This is a genomic window from Cellulomonas chitinilytica (assembly GCF_016862675.1).
GTDB lineage: Bacteria > Actinomycetota > Actinomycetes > Actinomycetales > Cellulomonadaceae > Cellulomonas > Cellulomonas chitinilytica.
This window is the reverse complement of the sequence record NZ_BONK01000020.1, coordinates 33,593-58,164: the sequence shown is the minus strand read 5'-3', so window position 1 is coordinate 58,164 and position 24,572 is coordinate 33,593. Positions and strand designations below refer to the sequence as shown.

General features: G+C 73.6%; 20 protein-coding genes. 12 read left to right on the top strand and 8 right to left on the bottom strand.

Annotated elements, in window-relative coordinates; translation table 11 throughout:
* Position 1: 1 nt before the first annotated feature.
* From Cch01nite_RS21365 to Cch01nite_RS21350, 4 genes are all read right to left on the bottom strand, one after another.
* Positions 2 to 982: an ABC transporter permease gene (locus Cch01nite_RS21365; RefSeq protein ID WP_203758534.1), complete on the bottom strand. Its 981-nt coding sequence runs from the start codon at positions 980 to 982 to the stop codon at positions 2 to 4.
* Entirely contained in the window at positions 979 to 2,106 is a 1,128-nt protein-coding gene (locus Cch01nite_RS21360) for an ABC transporter ATP-binding protein (RefSeq protein WP_203758533.1), read from the bottom strand. Before Cch01nite_RS21360 ends, Cch01nite_RS21365 begins: the two co-directional genes overlap by 4 nt.
* Before the next feature lie 83 nt (positions 2,107 to 2,189).
* On the bottom strand, positions 2,190 to 3,875 hold the full coding sequence (locus tag Cch01nite_RS21355; RefSeq protein ID WP_203758532.1) for an ABC transporter substrate-binding protein: 1,686 nt from the start codon (positions 3,873 to 3,875) through the stop codon (positions 2,190 to 2,192).
* Positions 3,876 to 3,958: 83 nt separating this feature from the next.
* Entirely contained in the window at positions 3,959 to 6,508 is a 2,550-nt protein-coding gene (locus Cch01nite_RS21350; RefSeq protein WP_203758531.1) for a beta-d-glucosidase, read from the bottom strand.
* A 101-nt stretch (positions 6,509 to 6,609) separates the two neighbouring features.
* On the opposite strand from Cch01nite_RS21350, the gene Cch01nite_RS21345 reads away from it, so the two are divergent.
* From Cch01nite_RS21345 to Cch01nite_RS21310, 8 genes are all read left to right on the top strand, one after another.
* Positions 6,610 to 7,275 (top strand): TetR/AcrR family transcriptional regulator, encoded by a 666-nt coding sequence (locus Cch01nite_RS21345; protein WP_239071202.1) that lies wholly within the window; start codon positions 6,610 to 6,612, stop codon positions 7,273 to 7,275.
* An 86-nt stretch (positions 7,276 to 7,361) separates the two neighbouring features.
* The gene (locus Cch01nite_RS21340) at positions 7,362 to 8,096 is read left to right on the top strand and encodes a response regulator transcription factor (RefSeq protein ID WP_275407247.1); all 735 of its coding nucleotides are present in this window, start codon (positions 7,362 to 7,364) and stop codon (positions 8,094 to 8,096) included.
* On the top strand, positions 8,096 to 9,730 hold the full coding sequence (locus tag Cch01nite_RS21335; protein ID WP_203758529.1) for a sensor histidine kinase: 1,635 nt from the start codon (positions 8,096 to 8,098) through the stop codon (positions 9,728 to 9,730). Before Cch01nite_RS21340 ends, Cch01nite_RS21335 begins: the two co-directional genes overlap by 1 nt.
* Before the next feature lie 96 nt (positions 9,731 to 9,826).
* The gene (locus Cch01nite_RS21330) at positions 9,827 to 10,204 is read left to right on the top strand and encodes a VOC family protein (protein WP_203758528.1); all 378 of its coding nucleotides are present in this window, start codon (positions 9,827 to 9,829) and stop codon (positions 10,202 to 10,204) included.
* Positions 10,205 to 10,313: 109 nt separating this feature from the next.
* On the top strand, positions 10,314 to 10,649 hold the full coding sequence (locus Cch01nite_RS21325) for an ArsR/SmtB family transcription factor (RefSeq protein ID WP_239071197.1): 336 nt from the start codon (positions 10,314 to 10,316) through the stop codon (positions 10,647 to 10,649).
* Positions 10,646 to 11,101: an SRPBCC family protein gene (locus Cch01nite_RS21320; RefSeq protein WP_203758526.1), complete on the top strand. Its 456-nt coding sequence runs from the start codon at positions 10,646 to 10,648 to the stop codon at positions 11,099 to 11,101. Before Cch01nite_RS21325 ends, Cch01nite_RS21320 begins: the two co-directional genes overlap by 4 nt.
* A gap of 118 nt (positions 11,102 to 11,219) precedes the next feature.
* Positions 11,220 to 12,611: a bifunctional glycosyltransferase family 2/GtrA family protein gene (locus Cch01nite_RS21315; RefSeq protein ID WP_203758525.1), complete on the top strand. Its 1,392-nt coding sequence runs from the start codon at positions 11,220 to 11,222 to the stop codon at positions 12,609 to 12,611.
* Positions 12,608 to 14,716 (top strand): mannosyltransferase YkcB-related protein, encoded by a 2,109-nt coding sequence (locus tag Cch01nite_RS21310; RefSeq protein WP_203758524.1) that lies wholly within the window; start codon positions 12,608 to 12,610, stop codon positions 14,714 to 14,716. Before Cch01nite_RS21315 ends, Cch01nite_RS21310 begins: the two co-directional genes overlap by 4 nt.
* Before the next feature lie 64 nt (positions 14,717 to 14,780).
* Here the strand turns inward: Cch01nite_RS21310 and Cch01nite_RS21305 are convergent, their stop codons facing one another.
* The 3 genes from Cch01nite_RS21305 to Cch01nite_RS21295 all read right to left on the bottom strand — a co-directional run bounded on the left by Cch01nite_RS21305 (position 14,781) and on the right by Cch01nite_RS21295 (position 17,438).
* Positions 14,781 to 15,050: a hypothetical protein gene (locus Cch01nite_RS21305; RefSeq protein WP_203758523.1), complete on the bottom strand. Its 270-nt coding sequence runs from the start codon at positions 15,048 to 15,050 to the stop codon at positions 14,781 to 14,783.
* A gap of 153 nt (positions 15,051 to 15,203) precedes the next feature.
* The gene (locus Cch01nite_RS21300) at positions 15,204 to 15,950 is read right to left on the bottom strand and encodes an SDR family NAD(P)-dependent oxidoreductase (protein ID WP_203758522.1); all 747 of its coding nucleotides are present in this window, start codon (positions 15,948 to 15,950) and stop codon (positions 15,204 to 15,206) included.
* A gap of 9 nt (positions 15,951 to 15,959) precedes the next feature.
* Positions 15,960 to 17,438: a hypothetical protein gene (locus tag Cch01nite_RS21295; RefSeq protein WP_203758521.1), complete on the bottom strand. Its 1,479-nt coding sequence runs from the start codon at positions 17,436 to 17,438 to the stop codon at positions 15,960 to 15,962.
* Positions 17,439 to 17,547: 109 nt separating this feature from the next.
* On the opposite strand from Cch01nite_RS21295, the gene radA reads away from it, so the two are divergent.
* Both radA and disA read left to right on the top strand, forming a co-directional pair.
* Entirely contained in the window at positions 17,548 to 18,969 is a 1,422-nt protein-coding gene (radA, locus tag Cch01nite_RS21290; protein WP_203758520.1) for a DNA repair protein RadA, read from the top strand.
* Between the two features lie 107 nt (positions 18,970 to 19,076).
* A complete protein-coding gene (gene disA / locus Cch01nite_RS21285) occupies positions 19,077 to 20,147 on the top strand; it encodes a DNA integrity scanning diadenylate cyclase DisA (protein WP_203758519.1) in 1,071 nt (356 codons plus the stop codon).
* Positions 20,148 to 20,205: 58 nt separating this feature from the next.
* On the opposite strand, the gene Cch01nite_RS21280 is transcribed toward disA, so the two are convergent.
* On the bottom strand, positions 20,206 to 21,414 hold the full coding sequence (locus Cch01nite_RS21280; protein WP_203758518.1) for an ROK family transcriptional regulator: 1,209 nt from the start codon (positions 21,412 to 21,414) through the stop codon (positions 20,206 to 20,208).
* Between the two features lie 79 nt (positions 21,415 to 21,493).
* Between Cch01nite_RS21280 and Cch01nite_RS21275 the strand changes: the two genes are divergently transcribed.
* Together Cch01nite_RS21275 and Cch01nite_RS21270 are read left to right on the top strand one after the other, a co-directional pair.
* On the top strand, positions 21,494 to 23,167 hold the full coding sequence (locus Cch01nite_RS21275; RefSeq protein WP_203758517.1) for a glycoside hydrolase family 13 protein: 1,674 nt from the start codon (positions 21,494 to 21,496) through the stop codon (positions 23,165 to 23,167).
* Positions 23,168 to 23,265: 98 nt separating this feature from the next.
* Positions 23,266 to 24,561, top strand: coding sequence for an ABC transporter substrate-binding protein (locus Cch01nite_RS21270; RefSeq protein WP_239071195.1), 1,296 nt, complete (start codon positions 23,266 to 23,268; stop codon positions 24,559 to 24,561).
* The last annotated feature ends 11 nt before the right edge of the window (positions 24,562 to 24,572 follow it).

The window sequence follows — 24,572 nt, the reverse complement described above, 5'->3', positions numbered from 1 at the left end:
GTCAGCCCTCCTGCCGGGTGCGCGGGTCCAGCCCGGCGTAGACGAAGTCGGCCAGGATGTTGGCGGCGAGCACGGACAGGGTGATGACCAGGAAGCAGCCCTGCATCAGCGGGTAGTCGTGCGTGGTGACCGCCTGGTACAGCACGTACCCGATGCCCTGGTAGCTGAACACCATCTCCATGACGAGGGTGCCGCCGACGATGAACCCGAGGGACAGCGCGAAGGACGACACCTGCGGGAGGATCGCGTTCCGCGCCGCGTACCCGAACAGGACGCGGCGCTCCGAGAGCCCCTTGGCCTGCGCGACGGTCACGTAGTCCTCGGACGAGACCGTCACCATCATGTTGCGCATACCGAGGATCCAGCCGGCGATGGACGACACGACGATCGTGACCGCGGGCAGGATCCCGTAGTAGAGGACCGACCCGATGAACTCCGCGTTCAGCGACGGGATGAGGGACCGGTCGTAGGACCCGTTCGTCGGGAACCAGCCGAGGCCCACTGAGAACACGGCGATGCAGATGAGCCCGAGCCAGAAGTAGGGCACGGCCGAGAAGAACGTCGACAGCGGCAGGAGCTGGTCGGCCCACGTGCCGCGCCGCCAGCCGATGCCCGTGCCGACGAGCGTCCCGATGGTGAACGACACGATCGTCGCGAGCCCCACGAGCCCGACGGTCCACGGCAGCGCCTGCCGGATGATGTCGGCCACGGGCGTCGGGAAGAACTGGAACGAGACGCCGAGGTTGCCGTGCAGCAGCAGCGACCAGTACTCGACGTACTGCTGCCAGATCGACTTGTCCTCCTGCAGCCCGAGCAGCGTGCGGATCGCCTGCTCGGCCGAGGAGTCCAGGCGGCCCTGGTACTTGGCCATGATCGCCTTGACCGGGTCGCCGGGCATGAGCCTCGGGATGATGAAGTTGATGGTCACGGCCGCCCAGGCCGTGAGCGCGTAGAAGATGGTGCGCCGCAGCAGGAACCTCATCGCTGCACCTCCGTGCTCGTGCCCTCGACCGCCGCCAGCAGCTGCTCGTCGACCGCGGGACGCTCTCCGTAGACCTCCAGCACCGAGCCGAGCGTCGGCCGGTCCGGACGGTCCGCGTACCCCCAGCAGGCCGCCAGACGGCCGTCGCCGACGGGGAGCAGCGGCGGCACCTCGGTGCGGCACACGTCGGTCGCGAACGGGCAGCGCGGGTTGAACCGGCACCCGGCGGGCGGCCGGACGAGCGAGGGGGCCTCGCCGCGGGCGCCGCGGGCCCGGGCGTCCAGGTCCTCCGGGTCCGGGGCGGACCGCACGAGGAGCTGCGTGTACGGGTGCTTCGGGTCCTGCGTGACGGACTCGGAGTCGCCGCTCTCCACGACCCGCCCGGCGTACATGACCATCGTGCGGTCCGCGAAGTACCGGGCCGAGGCGATGTCGTGCGTGATGTAGAGGATCGCGATCTGCAGGCGGTCCCGCAGGTCGCGCAGCAGGTTGAGGATGCCCAGACGGATCGACACGTCGAGCATCGAGATCGGCTCGTCGGCGAGCAGCACCTCGGGGTCGGCCGAGAGCGCGCGGGCGATCGCGACACGCTGCCGCTGACCGCCGGACAGCTCGTGCGGGAACTTGTCGACGTACCGCTCCACGGGCGTGAGCTGCACGCGGGTGAGCAGCGCCGACAGGGCGTCCTCGAGCTCGGCGCCGCGCAGCTTGCCCTGGTGGATCCGGACGCTGCGGGTGAGCGTGTAGCGGACCGTATGGACGGGGTTCAGCGACCCGAACGGGTCCTGGAAGATCATCTGGACGCGCCGCACGTACGCGCGGAAGCCGCGGCGGTTGCGCACGGTGGCGTCCTGCCCGTGCAGCAGGATCTGCCCGCCGGTCACCGGCATGAGCTGCGCGAGCAGCCGGGCGATCGTGGACTTGCCGGAGCCGGACTCGCCGACCAGCGCGACGACGCGGCCGCGGTGCAGCTCGAGGTCGACGTCGTCGACGGCGTGCACGACGTCGTGGGACCGCAGGCCCCGGACGGGGAAGTGCTTCTTCAGGCCGACGGCCTGCAGGACCGGGGCGTCGTCGCCCGGGTCGGCGCCGCGGGAGCGAGCCGCGGCCTCGGGTGCAGTCATGACCTCACCTTGGGGTTCGAGAGCGGGGCACGACGTGCGGCGGGCGCGTGGTGGACGCCCGCCGCACGTCGTCGTTCATCGGGTCAGCTCTCGCTGGGCTTGAGCTTCGACAGGATGAGCGCCGCCTGCGGACCCGTCGGCTGCGGGTTCGCGTACGGGTCCGCCTGCGTCGGGAAGCCCGTGTAGTTCTTCGTGCTGTACTGCGCGACGGCCGGGCGCGACCAGATGATCAGGGCCGGGGTCTCCTCGACGAACACCTTCTGGATCGTGTCCATGGCGGTCGTGCGGGCGTCGTCGCTCGTGGCCGTCTGGTAGTCGGCGAGGGCCTTCGTGACCTCGTCGTTCTGGAAGCGGCCGAAGTTCCACGTGGCCGTCTCGCCCAGGGGCTTGTACTGCGCGCCGTCCATGATGTTCTCGTACATGTTCCACGGCGTGGCGCCACCGTCGGTCCAGTGCAGGGTCGCCTGGAAGTTGCCGAACGGGATGGTGTCGTTGAACCACGCGTCCTGGTTGGCGGCGTTCACCGTGGCGTCGACCCCGAGCTCGGCGGCACCGCTCTTGATGAGGTCGAGCGCCGTCAGGTAGTCGTTCCAGCCGGCCGGGTTCTGCAGCTCGAACGTGACGACCTCGCCGTCGGGGTCGACGAGCTTCTTGTCGCCGTTCCACGTGTAGCCGGCCTCGGTGAGCAGCTTCTTGGCGCCGGCGACGTCGACCTTGAGCTCCTTGCCCTCGTAGTCGGGGGCCAGGTAGCTGTCGCCCGACGGCGACGGGAGGCCCGTGACCGACGAGATGGCCGGCCACACGCCCGAGCCCGCGAGCTGCGAGATCTGCTCACGGTCGACGACCATGTTGAGCGCCTGCCGGAACGCCTTGTTGTCGAACGGCTTCGTCTCGTTGTTCAGGTAGAGCACGTCCACGCCGAAGCCGCCGCCGGCGACCTGGTTGTTGTGGTCCGGGTCCTTGCCGATGTAGACGTCCTCGTAGTCCGCGATGAACGTCCAGCCCCACTGCGCCTCGCCCGTGGTGAGGGCCGTGGTGAGCGCGTTGTTGTCGTTGTACGACGAGTACTGGATCTTCGCGACGGTCGGCTTGACGCCCCAGTAGTCCGGGTTCGGGACGAGGGTCGCGGCCTGCGGCGTCCACGAGTCGAGCAGGTACGGGCCGGTGCCGACGGGCTCGGTGTCGGTGTAGGTCACCGGGTCGTCGACGTCCTTCCAGATGTGCTCGGGGACGACGACCGTCTTCAGCAGCTTGACCTGGTTGGTGTACTGCGAGCTGTTGAACGTGATCTTCACGGTGTTGCCGTCGGCCGTCGCGCTCTGCAGCGAGCCGGGGAAGTCGGCGTTGAGGGCCGGGTAGTCGAGGAACAGGTTCCACGTGAACGCGATGTCGGCGGCCGTGAAGTCCTCGCCGTCCGACCACTTCACGCCATCGCGGGCGACGACCGTCGCCTCGGTGTACGTGTCGTTCCACGTCACCGAGTCGGCGAGCCACGGGATGGGGTTCTCGAGCGGCTTGACGTCGTTGACCTGCATGAGCGACTCGTAGATCACCCAGGCGTAGCCGAGCGACTTCGACGCCGAGCCGGTGGGCGCGAGGGGGTTCTGGTTCTCCGTGAGCGTGCCGTTCGGCATGCCGACGGTCAGGACCTTGGTGCTGCCACCGTTCGAGCTGCCGTCGGTCGAGCCGCCGCCGGACGAGCAGGCCGTGGCGAGCAGCGCGACGGCTGCCACCCCGGCGACCATCGTTGCGAGCTTGCGCGTTCTCACGAGTGCCTCCTTGCACTGGATGGGGGTACGTGCTGGGTGTTGCGACAAGAGAGCTGCGACGCGGCTGCGGACCGCGCCGTTTCCTACGTCCCTCGGGGTGCGCCTCCCTCGGGACCGCTGAGCCCGGCCGCCGTGTCCCCGGGGAGGGTCACGTCGACCGCGAGACGGAGGTCGCCGGACGAGCGACCCACGCGGATCCCGTACGTCCCGGCCGGGTGGAGCCAGCCGGGACGTGCGGTGTCCCAGGTCCGGAACGCCGTGGCGCCCACCCGGACCCGGACGGTCGTGCGCTCGCCGGGCTCGGCGTGCACGACGGCGAAACCGCCGAGCCAGCGCACCGGGCGGTCGTCGGTGGACGACCCCGCGGGCGGCTCGACGTAGACCTGGACGACCTCGCGGCCTGCGCGGGGTCCGGTGTTGCGGACGACGACGTCGAGGTCGACGGCGCCGTCCGGCCCGACGTCGGCGACGACCGACTCGTGCTCCCACGTCGTCCACCCGAGCCCGTGCCCGAACGGCGCGGCGGGCGTGCGGCCGAGCCGCAGCCAGGACCGGTAACCCACGTGGATGCCCTCGTGGTACTCGACGACCCCGTCGACGGGGACGGCGTCCGGCACGGGCACGTCGGACTCGTGCGCGGGCAGCGTCCACGGCAGCCGCCCGGACGGCTCGGTGACGCCGGTGAGCACGTCGCCCAGCGCCTCGGGCCACTCCTGCCCGCCGAGCCACGCCCACACCACGCACGGCACCTCGTCGAGCCACGGCAGCAGCACGGGGGCGCCGGCGTTGACGACGACGATCGTGCGCGGGTTGGCGGCGAGCACGGCCTTGACGAGCTGGTCCTGCGTGCCGGGCAGCGCGAGGGACGTCCGGTCGTACCCCTCGGACTCGATCTCCTCGTTGGTGCCGACGACCACGACGGCGAGGTCGGCCGCGGCGGCCGCGTCGACGGCGGCGGCGAGCAGCTCGTCGGGCGAGGTGCCGGGGATGCGGTGCACGAGCTCGGCCCGCGCGAACGACTCGTACCCGACGGGGTGCACGGCCTGCACGGTCGCGTCGATCTCGACGGTGGTCGGGGCGTCGACGTCGATCACGAGGGTCGCGGGCGCCGGCTGGTTGACGGACGAGTCGAGGATGACCTCGGCGCCGACCACGGTGTCGCCCGTGGACACGACCTGGCCGCCGACGAGGATCCGGTGCCGGCCGACGGTGCCGACGCCGACCTCGTGCCGGCCAGGCTCGTCGAGCCGCACGGTGGTGCGGATCCGCAGCGCGACGGCCTGCTCGGGGACCTCCCGGAGCCAGCCGTTCCACTCGGTGGTCGTGCGGGCGGCGATGACCCGGCCGTCGGCGTCGAGGAGCTCGCCCAGGCCGCCGGGCTGCCCGTCGGGCGTGGTGCAGCGGGTCGCGAGCTCGAGCTGCGGCGGGAGCATCCGGGACACGGCACCGGCGTGCACGTCGACCTCGGCGCCGAAGGCGTCGTGCAGCGCGTGCGCCGGGGTCGAGGAGCGCTCGGGACGGACGTACGCGGAGCCGCCGCCCTGGACGAACGGGTGCACGGCGTTCGGGCCGAGCAGCGCGACGCGGCGCACGTCGTGGGGGGCGACGGGCAGGGCGCGCTCGTCGTCGCGGAGCACAACCATGGACCTCCCGACGAGGCGGCGCAGGACGTCGCGGACGTCGACCTCGCCGACCTCGTCCCGCCGGTCCCCGGCGGGGGCGACGCCCTCGAGCGCCCCGACCCGCTGCGCGAGCAGCAGGAGCCGGCGGACCTTGTCGTCGAGCAGGTCCTCGCTCACGCGGCCGTCACGGACGGCGTCGAGCAGGCCGTCGCCCCACGGGCCGTCGGGCCCGGGCATCTGCAGGTCGAGGCCGCCCTCGGCGGACGCCTCGACGGAGTTGGTGGCGACCCAGTCGCTGACGACGACGCCGTCGAAGCCCCACTCGTCCTTGAGCACCCCGGTGAGCAGCGGGCGGTGCTCGAGCGCGGGCGCGGCGGTGGTGCCGTCGTCGATCCCTGAGTACGCGCCCATCACGGACCACGCCTGCGCCTCGTGCACGAGCTGCTCGAACGGCGCGAGGTACACCTCGCGGAGCGTCTTCTCGTCGACCTGTGCGAGGTACGTCGTGCGCTGCGTCTCGGAGTCGTTCGCCACGAAGTGCTTGACGCACATGCCGACGCCGCGGTCCTGCGCCGCACGCACGACGTGCACCGCGATCGCGCCGGTGAGCAGCGGGTCCTCGGAGTAGCACTCGAAGTGCCGGCCGCCGACGGGCGTGCGCTGCAGGTTGACCTGCGGGGCGAGCACGACGTCGACGCCGTGGCGGCGGGCCTCGGCGGCGAACACGGCACCGACCTCGTCGGCCAGGTCGACGTCCCAGGTCGCGGCGAGCGCGCTGGGCGCCGGGAACGAGGCCGACGTCTCGGTGGGCTCGCCCGTGATGCCGCGGACGCCCGCGGGGCCGTCGGACACGTGCATCGCGCGCAGGCCGATGTGCTCGATCGCGGTGGTCGACCACAGTCCGGCCCCGACGACGAGGCTGACCTTCTCCTCGGTCGAGAGCCGCTCGAGGAGGCCGTCGAGGGTGGGCCGGCCGGCCGCGGGCGGCGTGGGCGCGGTGTGCAGTGTCACGGGGTGGGAGCTCCGTTTCGGACGTCGTCGTCTTCTGCCGTCATCCAAGCACAACTTACTGACCTGTCAGTAAGTTGGTTGGTCACAGTATGGTTTCGGCCATGGACGACGACGTGCACGAGAGCGCTCCCGCACCAGCCGCTCCGGCGCGCACCCGACGACGACCCCGCGCCGCCACCACCGAGCGGCGCGCCGAGATCCTGCGCGCCGCCGCGCACACCTTCGGCACCAAGGGCTACAAGAACGGCTCGCTCGCCGAGGTCGCCGAGCAGGTCGGCATCACGCACGCCGGCGTCCTGCACCACTTCGGGTCCAAGGAGGCCCTCCTCGTCGAGGTCCTCGAGTGGCGCGACAAGGAGGACGTGCGCCACCTCGAGGGCCAGCACATCCCCGGCGGCGCCGAGCTGTTCCGCCACCTCGTGCGCACCGCCCGGATGAACGTCGAGCGCCGCGGCATCGTGCAGGGCTACACCGTGCTCACCGGCGAGTCCGTCACCGAGAACCACCCCGCCCGCGGCTGGGTCCTCGACCGGTTCACGATCCTGCGCAGCGAGATCGCCGCCGCCATCCGGGAGGTCGGCGGGGACGCCGTCAGCGACGAGCTCGCCGCCCGCGCCGCGTCCGCGATCATCGGCGTCATGGACGGCCTGCAGGTGCAGTGGCTGCTCGACGACTCCGTCGACCTGCCCGAGGCCACCGCGTTCGCGATCGAGGCGATCCTGTCCTCCGCGCTCGCCGGCGTGGACCGGCCGCACCCCCTCGCCTGACCTCTCGCCTGACCCCTCGCCGATCCTCAGGAGATTCCCAGGAACGGTTCAGGCTCAGCCCAGCCTCCTTGACGACGCTGGGTGCCATGACGACGACGACGCTCCGCCGCCCCCACGCGATCACGCGCGCCGACGGCTCCCCCGTGCGAGCACTGGTGGTCGACGACGAGCCGACCCTCGCCGAGCTGCTCTCCACCGCGCTGCGGTACGAAGGCTGGAAGGTCGAGCACGCGCTCACCGGCCACGCCGCCCTCCGGCAGGTCCGCGCCGTCGACCCGGACGTCATCGTCCTCGACGTCATGCTCCCCGACCTCACCGGCCTCGAGGTGCTGCACCGCGTCCGCGCCACCCACCCGGACGTCCCGATCCTGTTCCTCACCGCCAAGGACGCCGTCGAGGACCGCATCGCCGGCCTCACCGCCGGCGGCGACGACTACGTCACCAAGCCGTTCAGCCTCGAAGAGGTCGTCGCCCGCCTGCGCGCCCTGCTCCGCCGCACCGGCGCCGTGTCCGCCCGCGACGAGGCCGTCCTCACCGTCGGCGACCTGCGCATGGACGAGGACAGCCACGAGGTGTCCCGCGGCGGCGACGACATCCACCTCACCGCCACCGAGTTCGAGCTCCTGCGCTACTTCATGCGCAACCCCAAGCGCGTGCTGTCCAAGGCGCAGATCCTCGACCGGGTCTGGCAGTACGACTTCGGCGGGCAGGCGAACATCGTCGAGCTGTACGTGTCGTACCTGCGCCGCAAGATCGACAAGGGCCGCACGCCCATGCTGCACACGCTCCGGGGCGTCGGGTACGTGCTCAAGCCGGCGTGATGACCACCCCCCGCCCGGCCACCCCCCGGCCGGCCACCGCGAGCCGCCGACGCAGCCAGTGGACACTGCGTCGGCGGCTCGTCGTCGTCCTCGTGTCCCTCGTCGCCGCCGTCGCCCTCGCGATGGGGACCGTGACGACGCTCGCGCTGCGCGGGTCGCTCGTCTCGCAGATCGACCAGCAGCTCACGGCCGCCAACATGCGCGCCGAGCGCGCCGACCCCAACCGGGCCGCGCCGCAGGGCCTCACGACGACCGACGGTGGGACCGTGACGCGGGAGGCGCTCCCTCCGGGGCTGCCGCCGGGGGCCCGCATGCTCGGCCAGCCGACCGGCACCGTCAGCGTCTTCGCGCCGCCCGACGGGTCGTCCACCCTGGCCAGCTACCTCGACGACGACGGGCAGACGCAGCCGCTCAGCAGCGCCGCCACGTCGACGATGCTCGACCTCCCGCACGACGGCCTCCCCCGCGACGTCGACCTCGACGGGCTCGGCGACTACCGGGCCGTCGCGGTCGAGACCGCCGAGGGGGCCGTCGTCGCGACCGCCCTCCCGACCGACGCCGTGACCAGCACCGTCACCCAGTACGTCGTCGTCGAGGCGCTCGTCGCGATGTTCGCGCTGCTCGCCGCCGCGGCGATCGGCCTGCTCCTGGTCCGGCGCGAGCTGCGGCCCCTCGACCGGGTCGCCGCGACCGCCACCCGCGTCTCCGAGCTGCCCCTCGACCGCGGCGAGGTCGTCCTCGCCGACCGGGTCGCCGCACGCGACACCGACCCCGCGACCGAGGTCGGCCAGGTCGGCGCCGCGCTCAACCGGCTGCTGCGGCACGTGGAGTCCGCCCTCGCCGCCCGGCACGAGTCCGAGTCGCAGGTCCGCCAGTTCGTCGCCGACGCCTCCCACGAGCTGCGCACCCCGCTCGCGTCGATCCGCGGGTACGCCGAGCTCGTCCGCCGCCTCCCCGACGAGGTGCCCGCCGGCGCCCTGCAGGCCATGGGCCGCGTCGAGTCCGAGTCCGAGCGCATGACCGGGCTCGTCGAGGACATGCTGCTGCTCGCCCGCCTCGACGCCGGCCGGCCGCTCGCCACCGACGACGTCGACGTGGCCGTGCTCGCCGTCGACGCCGTCACCGACGCGCACGCCGCCGGACCCGACCACGTGTGGCGCCTCGACGTGCCCGTGACCGACGACGACGCCGAGCTGCTCGTCACCGGCGACGAGGACCGCCTCCGGCAGGTCCTCACCAACCTCGTGTCCAACGCCCGCGTGCACACCCCGGCCGGCACGACCGTCACCGTGCGCGTCCGGCGCTCCGCCGGGTCCGTGGTCGTGCAGGTCGCGGACGACGGGCCCGGGATCCCACCCGAGCTGCGGTCGCGCGTGTTCGACCGGTTCGCCCGCGGCGAGGCGTCCCGGACGCGCAACGGCGGGTCGACCGGGCTCGGCCTCGCCATCGCGCACGCGGTCGTCAGCGCGCACGGCGGCACGCTGGACGTCGACTGCGCGACCGGCGACGCGACCGGCACGACGTTCACCGTGCGCCTCCCGCACGCCTCGGCGGGCCGCCCGGCTCCCGCCGCAGGCACGGCACCCGCCGCTGCGCCGGTCCCGCTCGTCGAGCCCGAGCCGGTCCGCGCCTGACCGTCGCCCTCGGGTTCTGCGCGCCGTCGGCCCGGATCGCCTGATCGCCCCGGCCGGTCCACCCTGGGACGACGGGCGACGACGAAGGAGCGGGACATGCTCGACCTCAGCAACGCGTTCAGCGGGTTCTCCGTCGACGACATCCCGGCTGCGCAGCGGTTCTACGGCGACGTCCTCGGTCTCGACGTGACCGAGTCGAACGACATCCTCACGCTGCACCTGGCCGGCGGGCGGGACGTGATCGTGTACCCCAAGGGCGAGGCCCACACGCCGGCGTCGTTCACGATCCTCAACTTCCCCGTGACCGACGTGCCGGCGGCCGTCGCCGAGCTGCGGAGCCGGGGCGTCGAGTTCGAGAGGTACGAGGGCACACCGGTGCAGACGGACGACGACTTCGTGTTCCGCGGTGGCGGCCCGCTGATCGCCTGGTTCACCGACCCGGCGGGCAACGTCCTGTCGGTCATCGACGCCTGAGCCCGCCCGCACTGGTGGCGGCCTGGCAGCTCGACCGACGCCCGGTACCGACGACGTCGCCCGGCGCGAATCATTGAACCTTCCGGTTCAGTGTTGTATGGTGAACCACATGGTTCAGCATGAGGCGCTCGACCGGATCTACTCCGCACTCGCAGACGCGACCCGGCGCGACGTCCTCGCACGGCTCGGGCAGGGCCCCGCGACCATCGGCGAGCTCGCCGCGCCGCACGCGATGACCCTCACCGGCATGAAGAAGCACGTGCAGGTCCTCGAGGACGCCGGGCTCGTCGTCACCGAGAAGGTCGGCCGGTCACGGCAGTGCCGGCTCGGCGAGGAGCGGCTGGACGACGCGATGGCCTGGATCTCCTTCTACCAGCGGCTCTGGGAGCGTCGGCTCGACGGTCTCGACGCCTACTTCACCCTGCAGAGAGGCACGGACGAATGACCACCACCGACACGCTCGAGATGCGCATGACGCGGGTGCTGCCCGCCACCCCGGAGCAGGTGTTCGACGCCTACACCGACGCCGAGAAGCAGAAGATCTGGTTCTCCATCCTCGACGCGTCGCCGGGGATCGTGGAGATCGAGGTCGACCTGCGGGTCGGCGGCAAGCAGGTCGCCGTGTGGGGGCCGGACCGCGACACCCTCTTCCGTGAGGAGCAGACGTTCCTCGTCATCGAGCGGCCCCGCCGCCTCGTCACCGAGTCCACCGGCAGCAGCCCCGACGGTCTCACCATGACGACGCGGGTCGACATCACGTTCGAGGCGCAGGGAGACGGGACGCTCATGACGATCGTGCAGAGCGGGTTCCCCGCGGTCGAGGTGCGCGACTTCTTCACGCAGAAGGTCTGGGTCGGGGCGCTCGACCGCATCGAGGCGTTCCTCGTCCGGGCCTGACCCCACGGACGGCACCGCTCGCCCGGCGCGGTGCCGTCCGCCTCCCGGGGCCCGACCTCACAGACCGGGCACAGCCCACCCCCAGAGGGCAGCGAGGCGCGCAGCACATCGTCGAGGCATGGACACCACGACGACCCGCGACCCGCAGCCCGGGCGGACGACCCACCCGCAGCCGTCGACCCTCCGCACCGGTGACCCGACGCCCGGCCCCGTGCTGGACCTCGTCATCCCCGTCTACGACGAGGAGGCCGGTCTCGAGCGGGCCGTCCGCGCCGCCCGCCACTTCCTCGACACCGAGTTCCCCTATCCGGCCCGTCTGACGATCGCGGACAACGCGTCCGACGACCGCACCCTCGACATCGCCCGCCGGCTGGCCGACGAGCTCGACGGCGTCAGCGTCGTCCACCTCGACGCGAAGGGCCGGGGGCGCGCGCTGCACACCGCCTGGCTCGGCTCCGACGCGCAGGTGCTCGCCTACATGGACGTCGACCTGTCGACGGACCTGTCCGCGCTGCTCCCGCTGGTCGCCCCCCTGGTGTCCGGCCACTCGCACCTCGCGATCGGCACGCGGCTCAGCCGCACCTCCCGCGTGGTGCGCGGCCCACGCAGGGAGGTGATCTCGCGGTGCTACAACCTGCTGCTGCGCGGCACGCTCGCCACCCGGTTCTCCGACGCGCAGTGCGGGTTCAAGGCCATCCGCTCCGACGCCGCGCAGTGGCTGCTGCCGCTCGTCGCGGACAACGGGTGGTTCTTCGACACCGAGCTGCTGGTGCTCGCCGAGAAGGCGGGGCTGCGGATCCACGAGGTGCCCGTCGACTGGGTCGACGACCCCGACTCCCGGGTCGACGTCCTCGCGACGGCGAAGGCGGACCTCCGCGGGATCGTCCGGGTCGGCCGTGACCTGGCCGCCGGACGGCTCCCGCTCGCCTCCGTGCGCGAGCACCTGCCGCTCGTCGGGGACGCCCGGTCGTCGACGGCCGTCACCGGCGGGGGCCTCCTGCTCCGGCAGCTCGTGCGGTTCGCGGTCGTCGGCGTGCTCTCGACGGTCGCGTACGCGGTGCTGTACCTGCTGCTCGCGGGTCCGATCGGGCCGCAGTCCGCCAACGTCACCGCGCTCCTGCTCACCGCGGTCGCCAACACGGCGGCGAACCGGCGCCTGACGTTCGGGGTCCGTGGCCGGTCGCGCGCCGTCCGGCACCAGGGGCAGGGCCTCGCCGTGTTCGCTCTCGCCTGGGCCCTCACGGCGGGGTCGCTCGCCGCACTGCACGCCGTCGCGCCGGCCGCGCCGCGGACCGCCGAGCTCGTCGTGCTCGTCGCCGCCAACCTCGCGGCGACCGTCCTGCGGTTCGTCCTGCTGCGCACCTGGGTGTTCCGCCAGCACGACCGTGCCACCCCGGCGGGCACGACTCCCGCCGCCCTGCGCGCCGCGACGGCCCCCACCGCCCTCCGCGCCGTACCGGCTCCTGCCGCCGCCGACACGACGGCACCCTCCGAAGGGACCCTCCGATGACCACCACGACGACACCCCCGACCGGCCTCGCCGACCTCCCGCCCGACGGACCCGTCGAGCACCCGCCGACACCGGCACCCGCCGCCCTCACCGACCCCGCGGCGCGAACCCGCTGGGAGCGGCCCGCGCTCGTCGCCCTGCTGCTCGGCACCGCGCTCCTCTACCTCTGGGACCTCTCGTCCTCCGGGTACGCCAACTCGTTCTACTCGGCCGCGGCCCAGGCGGGCTCCCAGTCGTGGAAGGCGTTCCTGTACGGCGCGTCCGACGCGGCCGCGTCGATCACAGTGGACAAGCCGCCCGCGTCCCTGTGGGTCATGGCGTTGTCCGTGCGGGTGTTCGGGCTGTCGTCGTGGTCGATCCTCGTACCGCAGGCGCTGATGGGGGTCGCGACGGTCGGCCTGCTCTGGTCGAGCGTCCGGCGACGCTTCTCCGCACCGGCCGCGCTCCTGACGGGTGTGGTGTTCGCGCTGACACCCGTCGCGGCGCTGATGTTCCGGTTCAACAACCCGGACGCCCTCCTGGTGCTGCTGCTGGTCGGCGCGGTCTGGGCGACGATGCGGGCCGTCGAGGGTCCGCGGACCACCCGGTGGATGCTGCTCGCCGGCGTGCTCGTCGGTCTCGCGTTCCTGACCAAGCAGCTGCAGGCGTTCCTCGTGCTGCCGGGCCTCGCGCTCGCGTTCCTCTGGGCCGCGCCCGTCTCGCTCGGTCGTCGCCTCCGCGACGGTCTCCTCGCCGTCGTCGCGATGGTCGTCGCCGGCGGGTGGTGGGTCGCGCTCGTCGAGCTCGTGCCCGCCTCGGCCCGCCCGTACGTCGGTGGGTCGCAGGACAACTCCTTCCTCGAGCTGACGTTCGGGTACAACGGCCTCGGCCGGCTCACCGGTGACGAGACGGGCTCGGTCGGCGGCGGAGGCGGCGGCGCCGGCGGCGGCGCGCAGTGGGGTGCGACGGGCCTGACACGGCTGTTCGGGTCGGAGATCGGCGGCCAGATCGCGTGGCTGATCCCCGCCGCCCTCGTGCTCGGCGCCGTGGCGTTCTGGCTGCGTCGGCGCTTCCCGCGGACCGACGGCGGGCGCGCGGAGATCGTCGTCTGGCTGTCCTGGCTGCTGGTCACCGGGCTGACGTTCTCGTTCATGGCCGGCATCTTCCACGCCTACTACACGGTTGCGCTGGCCCCGGCCGTCGCCGCGTTGGTCGGCATCGGAACCTGGGGGCTGTGGACGCGTCGAGCCGAGCTCTGGGCAGGGGCCGTGCTCGCAGGCGTCACCGTGGCGACCTGCGCCTGGGCGTTCGCGCTGCTCGGCCGCTCGGCCGACTGGATGCCGTGGCTGCGGCCGGTCGTGCTCGTCGCCGGGATCGGCGGGGCCGCCCTGCTGCTCGCCGGGCACTGGGCCGGACGGTCCGTGCTGCGCGCCGGAGCGGCGCTCGCCCTCGTCGGCGGCCTCGCCGGACCGGCCGCGTACACGATCCAGACGGTGTCGACCGGGCACACCGGCTCGATCGTCACCGCAGGCCCGACCGTCGCCGGAGGGATGGGCGGGCCGGGCGGCTTCGGCGGCCCGCGCGGTCAGGGCGGTCAGGGCGGCCCCGGCGGCCCCGGCGGCCCCGGCGGCCCCGGCGGCCAGACGGGTCAGATGCCCCAGCAGAACGGCCAGGTCCCGGGCGGCCAGACGCAGAACGGGCAGCCCCCCACGGGCCAGAACGGCACCGGCGGCACCGGCGGCATGGGCGGCCTGCTCGACGGCGCCACTGTCAGCACCGAGGTCGAGGCCCTGCTGCTGGAGGACGCCGACGACTACACCTGGGTCGCGGCCGCGATCGGCTCGCAGAACGCCGCGAGCTACCAGCTCGCCACGCAGGAGTCGGTCATGCCGATCGGCGGCTTCAACGGCTCGGACCCGTCACCCACGCTGGCCGAGTTCCAGCAGCTCGTGGCCGACGGCAAGATCCACTGGTTCATCGGCGGCGGCGGCTTCGGCGGCAGCATGGGCGGCTCGGGCTCGTCGTCGCAGATCAGCACCTGGGTGCAGGAGAACTTCACCGCCCAGACCGTCGACGGCACCACGCTGTACGACCTGAGCGGCGCGTCGAGCACCCTCGACACCTGACGGCCCCGACCCACGCAGCGGCTCCGACGCGAGGCCCGGCCACACCCGGCCGGGCCTCGCGCTGTCAGAACGTGAAGTCGAAGAAGAACCGCACCGGGGCGACCGCCGTCGACCACAGCACCCTGAGCACCGACCGGCCGGCCGCCCGGGCGGCCCGGAACGCCAGCACCGCGCACAGCACCATCCCCGCGGCGAGCAGCACCGCGGCCACGACGAGCACGGGTGTCGGCAGGTCCACGAACCACGCCACGCACGTGACCAGCGCGAGGGTGAGGCCGAGGAGCCAGACCGCGACGAGCCCGGGCGTCGTCGGCACGGAGTCCGTCGGACGCATTTCCCTCGGGTCCGCAGCCGTCGGCCCACCTCCTCGTGCCGTCACCCCCGCCGGGCGACGGGCGCGGGCGAATCTACTGGGTCCGCGTCGCGTCCGACGGGCGAACGGCGGCCGGTCGCCCCGACGACGGGCAGGCGGGGCCGGCGAGCACGCTCAGGCCGACTCGGGATCCAGCCCCTGCGCGGCACGCCCGCCGTCGACGGCCACCACGACCCCGTGGACGAACGAGGCCGCGGGCGAGAGCAGGAACGCGACGACCGACGCCACCTCGGACGCCTCCCCGACGCGGCCGAGCGGGTGCAGCCGCCGCATCTGGTCGACGACCGCCGCGCGACCGTCGTCCGGCAGGGAGGCCAGCAGGTCGTCGTACCGGGCCGTGCGGACCGAGCCCAGCGCAACCGCGTTCACGCGGATCCCGTGCGGCCCGTAGTCCACGGCGAGCGCCCGGGTCAGCCCCTCGACCGCGGCCTTCGCCGTCGCGTACGGCAGGGCGCCCCGCACGGCCCGCTGCGCCTGGTGCGACGACACGTTGACCACGGCGCCGGCGGTCGACGAGGCCAGGAACGTGCTGACGGCGACCGCGGACCCGACGAGCGCGGGCGCGAGGTTCGCCGTGACGGCCCGCAACGCCGCCGCCGGGTCGACGTGCAGCTCGACGTCGTCGAACACGGCCGCGTTGTTGACCCATCCGGTCAGCCCGCCGTGCTCCTCGGCCACCCGGGCGGCGGCCCGGCACACGTCCTCGTCGCCCGCGTCGCCGACCACGACGGACAGCCGCGGGTCACCGTCGTCCGGCGGGCGCGTGTCGAGCACCACCACGTGGTCACCGCGGTCCGCGAGGTGCGCGGCGACGGCGCGCCCGACGCCCCCTGCGGCTCCCGTGACGACGACGGACGCCATCGGCTCAGGTCAGAGCGGGAACGCCGAGTAGACGTCGACGATCTCGGCCACCGGCGCGACGACGCGGAAGACGACCGTGCCGTTGGTCCAGACGGCGATCCCGGTGCCGTCACCGGCGTCGACGATGGTGTACGTGCCGGCCTTCTGCCCGCCGGCCGTCACGTCGCCGCTCTGCGGGAGCGACGGGCCCTGCGCGTCGGCCGACGCCGACGGGGACGCCGACGGGGCAGCGGCGCCGGCCTGCGGGAGCGCGGCGACGAGCGTCGCGGCGAACGCGTCGGCCTCCTCGGCGGACTCCCACTGACCGACCTGCAGGCTCACCGTGCCCGACGCGCCGTCGGTGTACGTCTCCGTGTAGGCCTCGATGGCCCCCGCGGCCTGCCAGTCCGGGTAGGGGTCCGACGTGGCCAGCGCGTACTGCAGCACCGAGGTCGGCAGCGCCGACGCGAACGCCGTGGTGGCCGACCGCGCGACCGGCGCGACTGTCGGCGTGGGCGACGGCAGCAGGATCGTGCTCGCCACCGGGGGCGGGCCGGCGTCGTCCGTCCCGTTGTTCCGCGACGCGACGACGGCCGCGACCACGCCGATGACGAGAACCGCGGCGACGCCGATCGCGGCCGGCAGCAGCCACGCGGGACGCGACCGGGAGGTGTCGGTCGACGACCCGTCGGCACCGCCGTCCGCCGACGGCTGCTCCCCCTCCGCGGCGAGGCGGGCCGAGGTGGCGGCGGGGAAGCTGTTCTGCACCGTGCGGCCCGACGGCCGCGACGCGTACCGGATCGGGTCGGGTGCGACCAGAGGCGTCGGCTCCGCGGGCGGCGACAGGAGGACCTTCGGCTCGGGCTGACCGATCGGCCCCGGGGGCTGGGGGGCCACCGGGCCGGCCTGCGCCACCGGAGCGGGCTGGGACACCGGACCGGGCTGGGCCACCGGACCGGGCTGGGCCACCGGGACGGGCGGTGCCGCCGGGGCGGGCTGAGCCGGACCGGGCTGGGCCACCGGCGGCGCGGTCCGGGCGGCTGTGCCCTGCTCCGCAAGGGGCGCGGGCGGTGCCGGCGGGACCCACGCGGGCGTCTGCCCGGCCGGGTCGGTGGGCGGGGTCCGCTGAGCGAGGGGCGCCGGTGCGGGCGGGGCGGCGGGCACGGGCTGCGCGCCGACCGGTCCGGCCTGCGGCTGCGGCGGCGCCGACGGCTGGGCGACGGGTCCGGCCTGTGCCTGCGCGGGCGCGGGCGGCCAGGCGGCGCCCGGCACGGACGCGTGCTGCCCGGCCGGCGGTGCGGCCCGGTACCCGGTGTACGGCGAGGGCGGGCCGGGGTTCCCGGCCGGGGGCGCGACGGGCGCGGACCCCGCCGGAGGCGCGTCCGGACCCTGCCCCGAGGGAGCGGTGGGGGCCACCGGCGACGGGGCGGCCTCGGCACCGGTCGGCGCCCAGGCGGGACGGGCCCCGCGCTGCGCCGGGTCGGGTCCAGGCTGGCCGTTGTCGGTCATCGGGGCTCCCCCTAGGTTCGAGCGCCCGACGAGCGCCGGACGGCCGCAGCCTACCCAGCGTGCCGCGTCGGGGCCTCGGTTGGTCACCCGGACGCGGCGATCCCGGGGCATGTCGGACCCAGCGGCTACCGTGCGGCGCGTGACCTCGACCACCGTCAAGCGCGCCGACCGCACGGCCCGCCCGCCGTTCCGCTGCACCGAGTGCGGGTGGACGGCGACGAAGTGGGTCGGCCGGTGCGGCGAGTGCCAGGCGTGGGGCACGGTCGCGGAGGACGCCGGGCCGGGCGGTGGCGCGCCGCGCACCGTGGCGACCGCGCCGACCCGCGCTCCGGCGCGCCCGATCGACGAGATCGACGTCGAGACGGCCCGGGCCAGGCCCACCGGGGTCGACGAGCTGGACCGGGTGCTCGGCGGCGGGATCGTGCCGGGCGCGGTGGTGCTGCTGGCGGGCGAGCCGGGGGTCGGCAAGTCGACGCTGCTCCTGGACGTGGCCGCGCGCGCGGCGCGGACCGGCCGCCGGGTCCTGTACGTGACGGGCGAGGAGTCCGCGGCGCAGGTGCGGCTGCGCGCGGGCCGGATCGGGGCGCTGGACCCGCAGCTGCTGCTGGCCGACGAGACGGACCTGGCGACGGTGCTGGGCCACGTCGAGCAGGTGCAGCCCGACCTGCTGGTCCTCGACTCGGTGCAGACGATCGCGTCGGCGGCGATCGAGGGCACCGCCGGCGGGGTGGCGCAGGTCCGCGAGGTCACGGCGGCCGTCATCGCCGCCGCGAAGTCCCGGGACATGCCGGTGGTGCTCGTCGGGCACGTCACGAAGGACGGGTCGGTCGCGGGCCCGCGCACGCTCGAGCACCTGGTGGACGTGGTCTGCCAGTTCGAGGGCGAGCGGCACTCGCGGCTGCGGATGCTGCGCGCGACGAAGAACAGGTACGGCCCGACGGACGAGGTCGGCTGCTTCGACCTGTCGGAGCGGGGCATCGTCGGGCTCGCGGACCCGAGCGGGCTGTTCGTGTCGCAGGCGCAGCAGCCGGTGCCGGGCACGTGCCTGACGGTGACGTTGGAGGGACGTCGTCCGCTGGCCACCGAGGTGCAGGCCCTGGTCGCGCCGAGCGCGGTGCCGAACCCGCGGCGGACGACGAGCGGGATCGACTCGAGCCGGCTGGCCATGGTGCTCGCGGTGCTGCAGCGCCGGCTCGGTGCGCGGCTCGCGGACCAGGACGTCTACGTCTCGACGGTCGGCGGCGCACGCGTGGTCGAACCGGCGGCGGACCTGGCGCTGGCGCTGGCCGCGGTGAGCTCGCGCGAGAACGTGGCGCTCCCCCGCGGGCTGGTCGCGATCGGCGAGGTGGGGCTCGCCGGGGAGATCCGGACGGTGTCGGGTGTGGGCCGTCGGCTCGCCGAGGCGGCCCGGCTGGGCTTCACGCGCGCGATCGTGCCCGCGGGCGCGCTCGACGGGTTCACGGCGCCGGACGGGATCAGCGTGGTGACGGCGTCGGACCTCGCGCAGGCGGTCGGCGCGGTGGGGATGTGAGCACCTCGACGCCGAGCAGGGCGCCGACCTGGACTTTCAGCAAACTGACAGCCGCCCGCTCGCGGGTCGCGAACAACCCGCTGGACAGCGCTCGTTACCATGCATCCGTGCCGCACTCGCACGTCCCCGACGACCTCCTGAGGTCCACGCTCGCCGCCGTCGCGCCCGGTGGCGAGCTTCGCGACGGTCTGGAGCGGATCCTGCGGGGCCGCACGGGCGCCCTGATCGTGCTCGGCTTCGACCCGACGGTCGAGGGGATCTGCTCGGGCGGCTTCGTGCTCGACGTCGGTTTCTCGGCGACGAGGCTGCGTGAGCTGGCCAAGATGGACGGCGCCGTCGTGGTCGACGGCGACCGCATCGTGCGCGCCGCCGTGCAGCTCCTGCCGGACGTGACGATCGAGACGTCCGAGTCGGGTACCCGGCACCGCACCGCGGAGCGGGTCGCGAAGCAGACGGGCTTCCCGGTGATCTCGGTGTCCGCGTCGATGCGGATCATCGCCCTGTACGTGGGCAGCCAGCGGCACGTGCTCGAGGACTCGACGACGATCCTGTCCCGCGCGAACCAGGCGCTCGCGACCCTCGAGCGGTACAAGTCCCGCCTCGACGAGGTCAGCGGCACGCTGTCGGCCCTCGAGATCGAGGATCTCGTCACGGTCCGGGACGTGTGCGCGGTCGTGCAGCGTCTGGAGATGGTGCGCCGCATCTCGGAGGAGATCGAGGGCTACGTCGTCGAGCTCGGCACGGACGGCCGCCTGCTCACGCTCCAGCTCGACGAGCTCGTCGGCGGCCTCGGCTCGGACCGTGCGCTCGTGATCCGCGACTACCTCGACACGACCCGCCGCGACGTCGACCAGGTGCTGGCCGCTCTGGCCGAGCTCGACTCGACCGAGCTGCTCGACATGGCGCACATCGCCCGCGTCCTGGGTCTGCCCGGCGGCGGTGACACGCTCGACGCGGCGGCCGGTCCTCGCGGCTACCGCCTGCTGTCGAAGGTCCCGCGTCTGCCGGGCACCATCGTCGACCGCCTCGTCACGCACTTCGGTGGGCTGCAGAAGCTCCTCGCCGCGGGCATCGAGGACCTCATGGCGGTGGACGGCGTCGGCGAGCAGCGCGCGCGGGCCGTCCGCGAGGGCCTGTCCCGGCTCGCGGAGTCGAGCATCCTCGAGCGCTACGTCTGACCCAGCGGCCCGCGACACGGGGCAGGGCGACGTCGGCTTCGCCGGCGCGGCCCCCCGGTCAGCGCAGCGACGCGGGTGCGATCTCCAGCGCGCGCTCCCGGACGTGGTCGAGGGCCCGCTTGACGGCGCCGACGGTGACGATGTCACGGCCGAGGTCTGAGGCGAGCACCTCGATGCCGGGCGGGTCGACGTACCGGTCGAGCTGGTCGCGGACGAGTGCGAGCAGCGGCTCGCAGGACTCGGCGACGGCCCCGGCGATGATGACCCGCTCGGGGTCGTAGATGCTGGCGAACGTCGCGATGACGCGGGTGAGCAGCGCGGCGACGTGCTCGACGACGGTGACGGCGAGCGGGTCCTCGTCGAGAGCCGCCGCGAACACGTGGGTCGCGTCGAGGCTCGCCGCGGGGATCTCCTGCAGGGACGACGAGCCGGCGTGGCCGTCGAGGCGGTGGAGCTGGGCGCGGGCGTCGTCGCGCACGAGCGCCGCGAGGCCGGTGGCCGAGCCGACGCCCTCGACGAGGTCCAGGTAGCGCATCTCCCCGACGCCGCCGCGGGCTCCGCGCAGCAGGCGGCCGTCGTCGACGACGCCGGCGCCGAACCGTTCGCCGGCGAGCAGCGTGATGTGGCATCGCGCCCCTCGGCCGTGCCCTCGCCAGTGCTCGGCGACGGCGGCGAGGTTCGCGTCGTTGTCGGTGAGGGCCGTCCAGCCGTGCCGGTCGCGCAGGCGGCCGGCGATGTCGGGGTTCATGAGGTCCCAGAACGGGTTGTCCCGAAACGCGGTGCGGCCGTCGCTGTCGACCGGGGCGGGCACGCCGACGGCGACGGCGAGCACGCTCCGGGGAGGCGCGGAGGCGTCGACGAGGGCCGTGACCGCCGCGTCCTCGATGAGGGCGAGGCGGCGGTCGGGCGTGCCGTCGTCCGGTCCGACGGGCAGCACGGCGCGGGAGAGCGACTCTCCGCGCAGGTCGGTCACGGTGGCGCTCACGCGGTGCTGTCCGGCGTCGACGCCGACGACGACCCCGGCGCGGGCGTCGAAGGCGTACCGGCGAGCGGGTCGGCCCTTCTCGCCCTCGCGCACGCTGTCCAGCTCGACGAGCCAGCCCTGCGCGATGAGCTCGTCGCACACGTCGTGCACGGTCGCCCGTGACAGGCCCGTGGCCTCGATCAACGCCGAGCCGGTGACCTCACCTGCGTCCCAGACGTGGTCGAGCACGAGCCGGGTGCTGACGTCGCGCAGCTGACGCGACGACACCGGGATCCGCGCCACCTCTTGACCTCCTCCGTCGACGGGGTCACTCTAGTGCCGCGAGTTAAATTTAAGCCCTACATCAAACCAGGGGGAACGCGTGACAGCTCTGTCGGTGCTCGGGAACACGGCGGCCGGACTGCCCCGGCAGGACGCGACCTGGTGGCGGCAGGCGGTCGTCTACCAGATCTACCCGCGCAGCTTCGCCGACTCGAACGGCGACGGCATCGGCGACCTGCCCGGCATCACCGGCAAGGTCGGCTACCTCCGCGAGCTCGGTGTCGACGCCGTCTGGCTGAGCCCCTTCTACCCCTCGGCGCTCGCCGACGGCGGCTACGACGTGGACGACTACCGCGACGTCGACCCGCGCATCGGCACGCTCGCGCAGTTCGACGAGCTCCTCGCAGCCCTGCACGCGGCGGGCATCCGCGTCATCGTCGACATCGTCCCGAACCACACGTCCAACCGGCACGTCTGGTTCCAGGAGGCGCTCGCCTCCCCGCCCGGGTCACGAGCCCGCGAGCGCTACGTCTTCCGCCCAGGGCTCGGCGAGCACGGCGAGCTCCCGCCGAGCGACTGGACGTCGACGTTCGGCGGCCCGGCGTGGGAGCCCGTCGGCGACGGCGAGTGGTACCTGCACCTGTTCGCCCCCGAGCAGCCGGACCTCAACTGGGCCGACGACGAGGTGCGCCAGGAGTTCCTCACCACGCTCAAGTTCTGGGCGGACCGCGGGGTCGACGGCTTCCGCATCGACGTCGCGCACGCGCTCGCCAAGGACCTCACCGAGCCGCTGCCGAGCCAGGCGGACCTCGAGGCCGACATCTGGGGCGGCGCGCACCCGCTCGAGGACCGCGACGAGGTCCACGACATCTACCGCGACTGGCGGCGGCTGTTCGACCAGTACGACCCGCCGCGCACCGCCGTGGCCGAGGCCTGGGTCCCCGCGCACCGCCGCTCCCGGTACGCCTCCCCGGAGGGGCTGGGCCAGGCGTTCAACTTCGACCTCCTCGAGGCGCAGTGGGACGCGACGGGGTTCGCCTCGATCATCGACAAGAACCTCGAGCTCGCGCACGAGTCGGGGGCGAGCTCGACATGGGTCCTCTCGAACCACGACGTCGTGCGGCACGCGACCCGGTACGCCCTGCCCGACGGGACCGACCTCGACGCGTGGCTCCGGCACGACGGCACAGAGCCGGCGCCGGACGAGGAGCGGGGCCGCCGCCGGGCACGGGCGGCGACCCTGCTCACGCTGGCCCTGCCCGGCTCCGCCTACCTCTACCAGGGCGAGGAGCTGGGGCTGCCGGAGGTGGCCGACCTTCCCGCGGAGGCGCTCCAGGACCCGACGTTCCTGCGGTCCGGCGGTGCGCAGAAGGGCCGCGACGGCTGCCGCGTGCCGCTGCCGTGGGCCTCGCACGGTCCGACCCTCGGGTTCGGCGACGAGCTCGCGCACCTCCCGGTCCCCGCGGACTTCGACCGGTTCGCGGTCGAGAGCCAGGAGGTCGACCCCGGTTCGACCCTGGCCTTCTACCGGCGGGCGCTCGCCGAGCGGCGGCGCCTGCAGACAGCCGAGACGCTCGACTGGCTCACCGGTACGCCCACCACGGTGGTCGCGTTCACGCGGCCCGGCGGGTGGACGTCGGTCACCAACTTCGGGAGCGAGCCCGTGCCGTTGCCGGCCGGGCAGGTGATCGTGTCGAGCTCCCCGCTCACCGGGCAGGACGTGCCCGCGGAGACGACGGTCTGGCTGTGGCAGGACGGCCTGCGCGACCGCTGACGAGCACGACAGCGGCGGCACCCCTGCCGCCGGGTGACATCCCGAGGGGAGACGACGACGTGCCCAGAACCTGGACCTCATCCGGACGGTCGACACCGGTGACGCAGGACGCGAGACCACCGCTGCTGTCGCACGAGCTCAGCCGACGCGGGTTCCTGCGCGGCGTGGGGGCGGTCGGCGCCGGCCTCGCCCTCGCGTCGTGCGCGCGCGGCACCGGCTCCGGCTCCGGCCCGACCGAGATCGTGTTCTACCAGTCGAAGCCCGAGGTGATCGGGTACTTCGACGACCTGATCGACCAGTTCCACCAGACCCAGTCCCGGGTGCGGGTGCGGCACGACGCCACGTCGAACCTGGCGGGGTCGTTCGTCCGGGAGTCGCCGCCCGACATCGGCTGCCTCAACTACAACTTCGAGGTCTCCCGCTACGTCGAGCGGGGCGCGCTCAGCGACCTGTCGGACATGCCGGAGGCCGGCCGGATCCGCCCGGACCTCCAGCCGCTCATCGACGTCACGGCGAGCTACCCGAACCGCACCAGCGTCATCCCGTACTCGCTGATGGCGGCGGCCGTGCTCTACAACCGGCAGATCTTCGCCGCGCAGGGCCTGTCCGTGCCGACGACCCGGGCCGAGTTCGTCGCCGTGTGCGAGGCGCTCACGGCGGCGGGCGTCACCCCGATCTACAGCACGTTCAAGGACCCGTGGACGATCGCGCAGGGCCACTTCGACTACTCGGTCGGCGGCACGGTGGACACCACGGCGTTCTTCAACCGGCTCAAGAAGGAGGGCACCGAGGTCGGACCGGGGTCGCCCGTGTCGTTCGAGAAGCAGTTCCTCGAGCCCGTGAAGCGGATGCAGGAGCTGGTCGCGTACTCGCAGGAGAACGCCACGAGCCGGGGCTACGGCGACGGCAACCTCGCGTTCGCGAACGGCGAGGCCGCCATGTACCTGCAGGGCCCGTGGGCGATCGGGGAGATCGCGAAGTCGAACCCGGACCTCGACGTCGGCGCGTTCCCGCTGCCGATGACGGACGACCCGGCGGACCGCAAGGTGCGGGTCAACATCGACCTCGCCCTGTGGATCCCGGAGGGCTCGCGCAAGAAGGAGGCGGCCCGGGAGTTCCTGTCGTTCCTCATGCGCCCGGACGTGATCGACGCGTACAACGCGCACGCCCTCGGCTTCGGCGTGACGACGGACGCGTCGCCCGTGACCAACGCGACGCTCGTCGAGCTGAAGGAGTACTACGACCGCGCCGCCTTCTACCTGGGCGCCTCGCAGCTCGTCCCGCAGTCCATCCCGCTGCAGAACTACACGCAGTCGCTCGCCGCCGGCGCCTCCCCGGAGCCGGTGCTGCGCACGCTCGACGCCGACTGGCGTCGCCTCGCCTACCGCTCCTGACGACCCGCACC

Bases quoted from the DNA above. Each gene is read 5' to 3' on its own strand.
- Cch01nite_RS21325 (WP_239071197.1), top strand. From the start codon at position 10,314: ATGGTTCAGCATGAGGCGCTCGACCGGATCTACTCCGCACTCGCAGAC.
- Cch01nite_RS21305 (WP_203758523.1), bottom strand. From the start codon at position 15,050: ATGCGTCCGACGGACTCCGTGCCGACGACGCCCGGGCTCGTCGCGGTC.
- Cch01nite_RS21345 (WP_239071202.1), top strand. From the start codon at position 6,610: ATGGACGACGACGTGCACGAGAGCGCTCCCGCACCAGCCGCTCCGGCG.
- radA (WP_203758520.1), top strand. From the start codon at position 17,548: ATGTCGGACCCAGCGGCTACCGTGCGGCGCGTGACCTCGACCACCGTC.
- Cch01nite_RS21340 (WP_275407247.1), top strand. From the start codon at position 7,362: ATGACGACGACGACGCTCCGCCGCCCCCACGCGATCACGCGCGCCGAC.
- Cch01nite_RS21320 (WP_203758526.1), top strand. From the start codon at position 10,646: ATGACCACCACCGACACGCTCGAGATGCGCATGACGCGGGTGCTGCCC.
- Cch01nite_RS21295 (WP_203758521.1), bottom strand. From the start codon at position 17,438: ATGACCGACAACGGCCAGCCTGGACCCGACCCGGCGCAGCGCGGGGCC.
- Cch01nite_RS21335 (WP_203758529.1), top strand. From the start codon at position 8,096: ATGACCACCCCCCGCCCGGCCACCCCCCGGCCGGCCACCGCGAGCCGC.
- Cch01nite_RS21365 (WP_203758534.1), bottom strand. From the start codon at position 982: ATGAGGTTCCTGCTGCGGCGCACCATCTTCTACGCGCTCACGGCCTGG.
- Cch01nite_RS21360 (WP_203758533.1), bottom strand. From the start codon at position 2,106: ATGACTGCACCCGAGGCCGCGGCTCGCTCCCGCGGCGCCGACCCGGGC.
- Cch01nite_RS21315 (WP_203758525.1), top strand. From the start codon at position 11,220: ATGGACACCACGACGACCCGCGACCCGCAGCCCGGGCGGACGACCCAC.
- Cch01nite_RS21310 (WP_203758524.1), top strand. From the start codon at position 12,608: ATGACCACCACGACGACACCCCCGACCGGCCTCGCCGACCTCCCGCCC.
- Cch01nite_RS21300 (WP_203758522.1), bottom strand. From the start codon at position 15,950: ATGGCGTCCGTCGTCGTCACGGGAGCCGCAGGGGGCGTCGGGCGCGCC.
- Cch01nite_RS21330 (WP_203758528.1), top strand. From the start codon at position 9,827: ATGCTCGACCTCAGCAACGCGTTCAGCGGGTTCTCCGTCGACGACATC.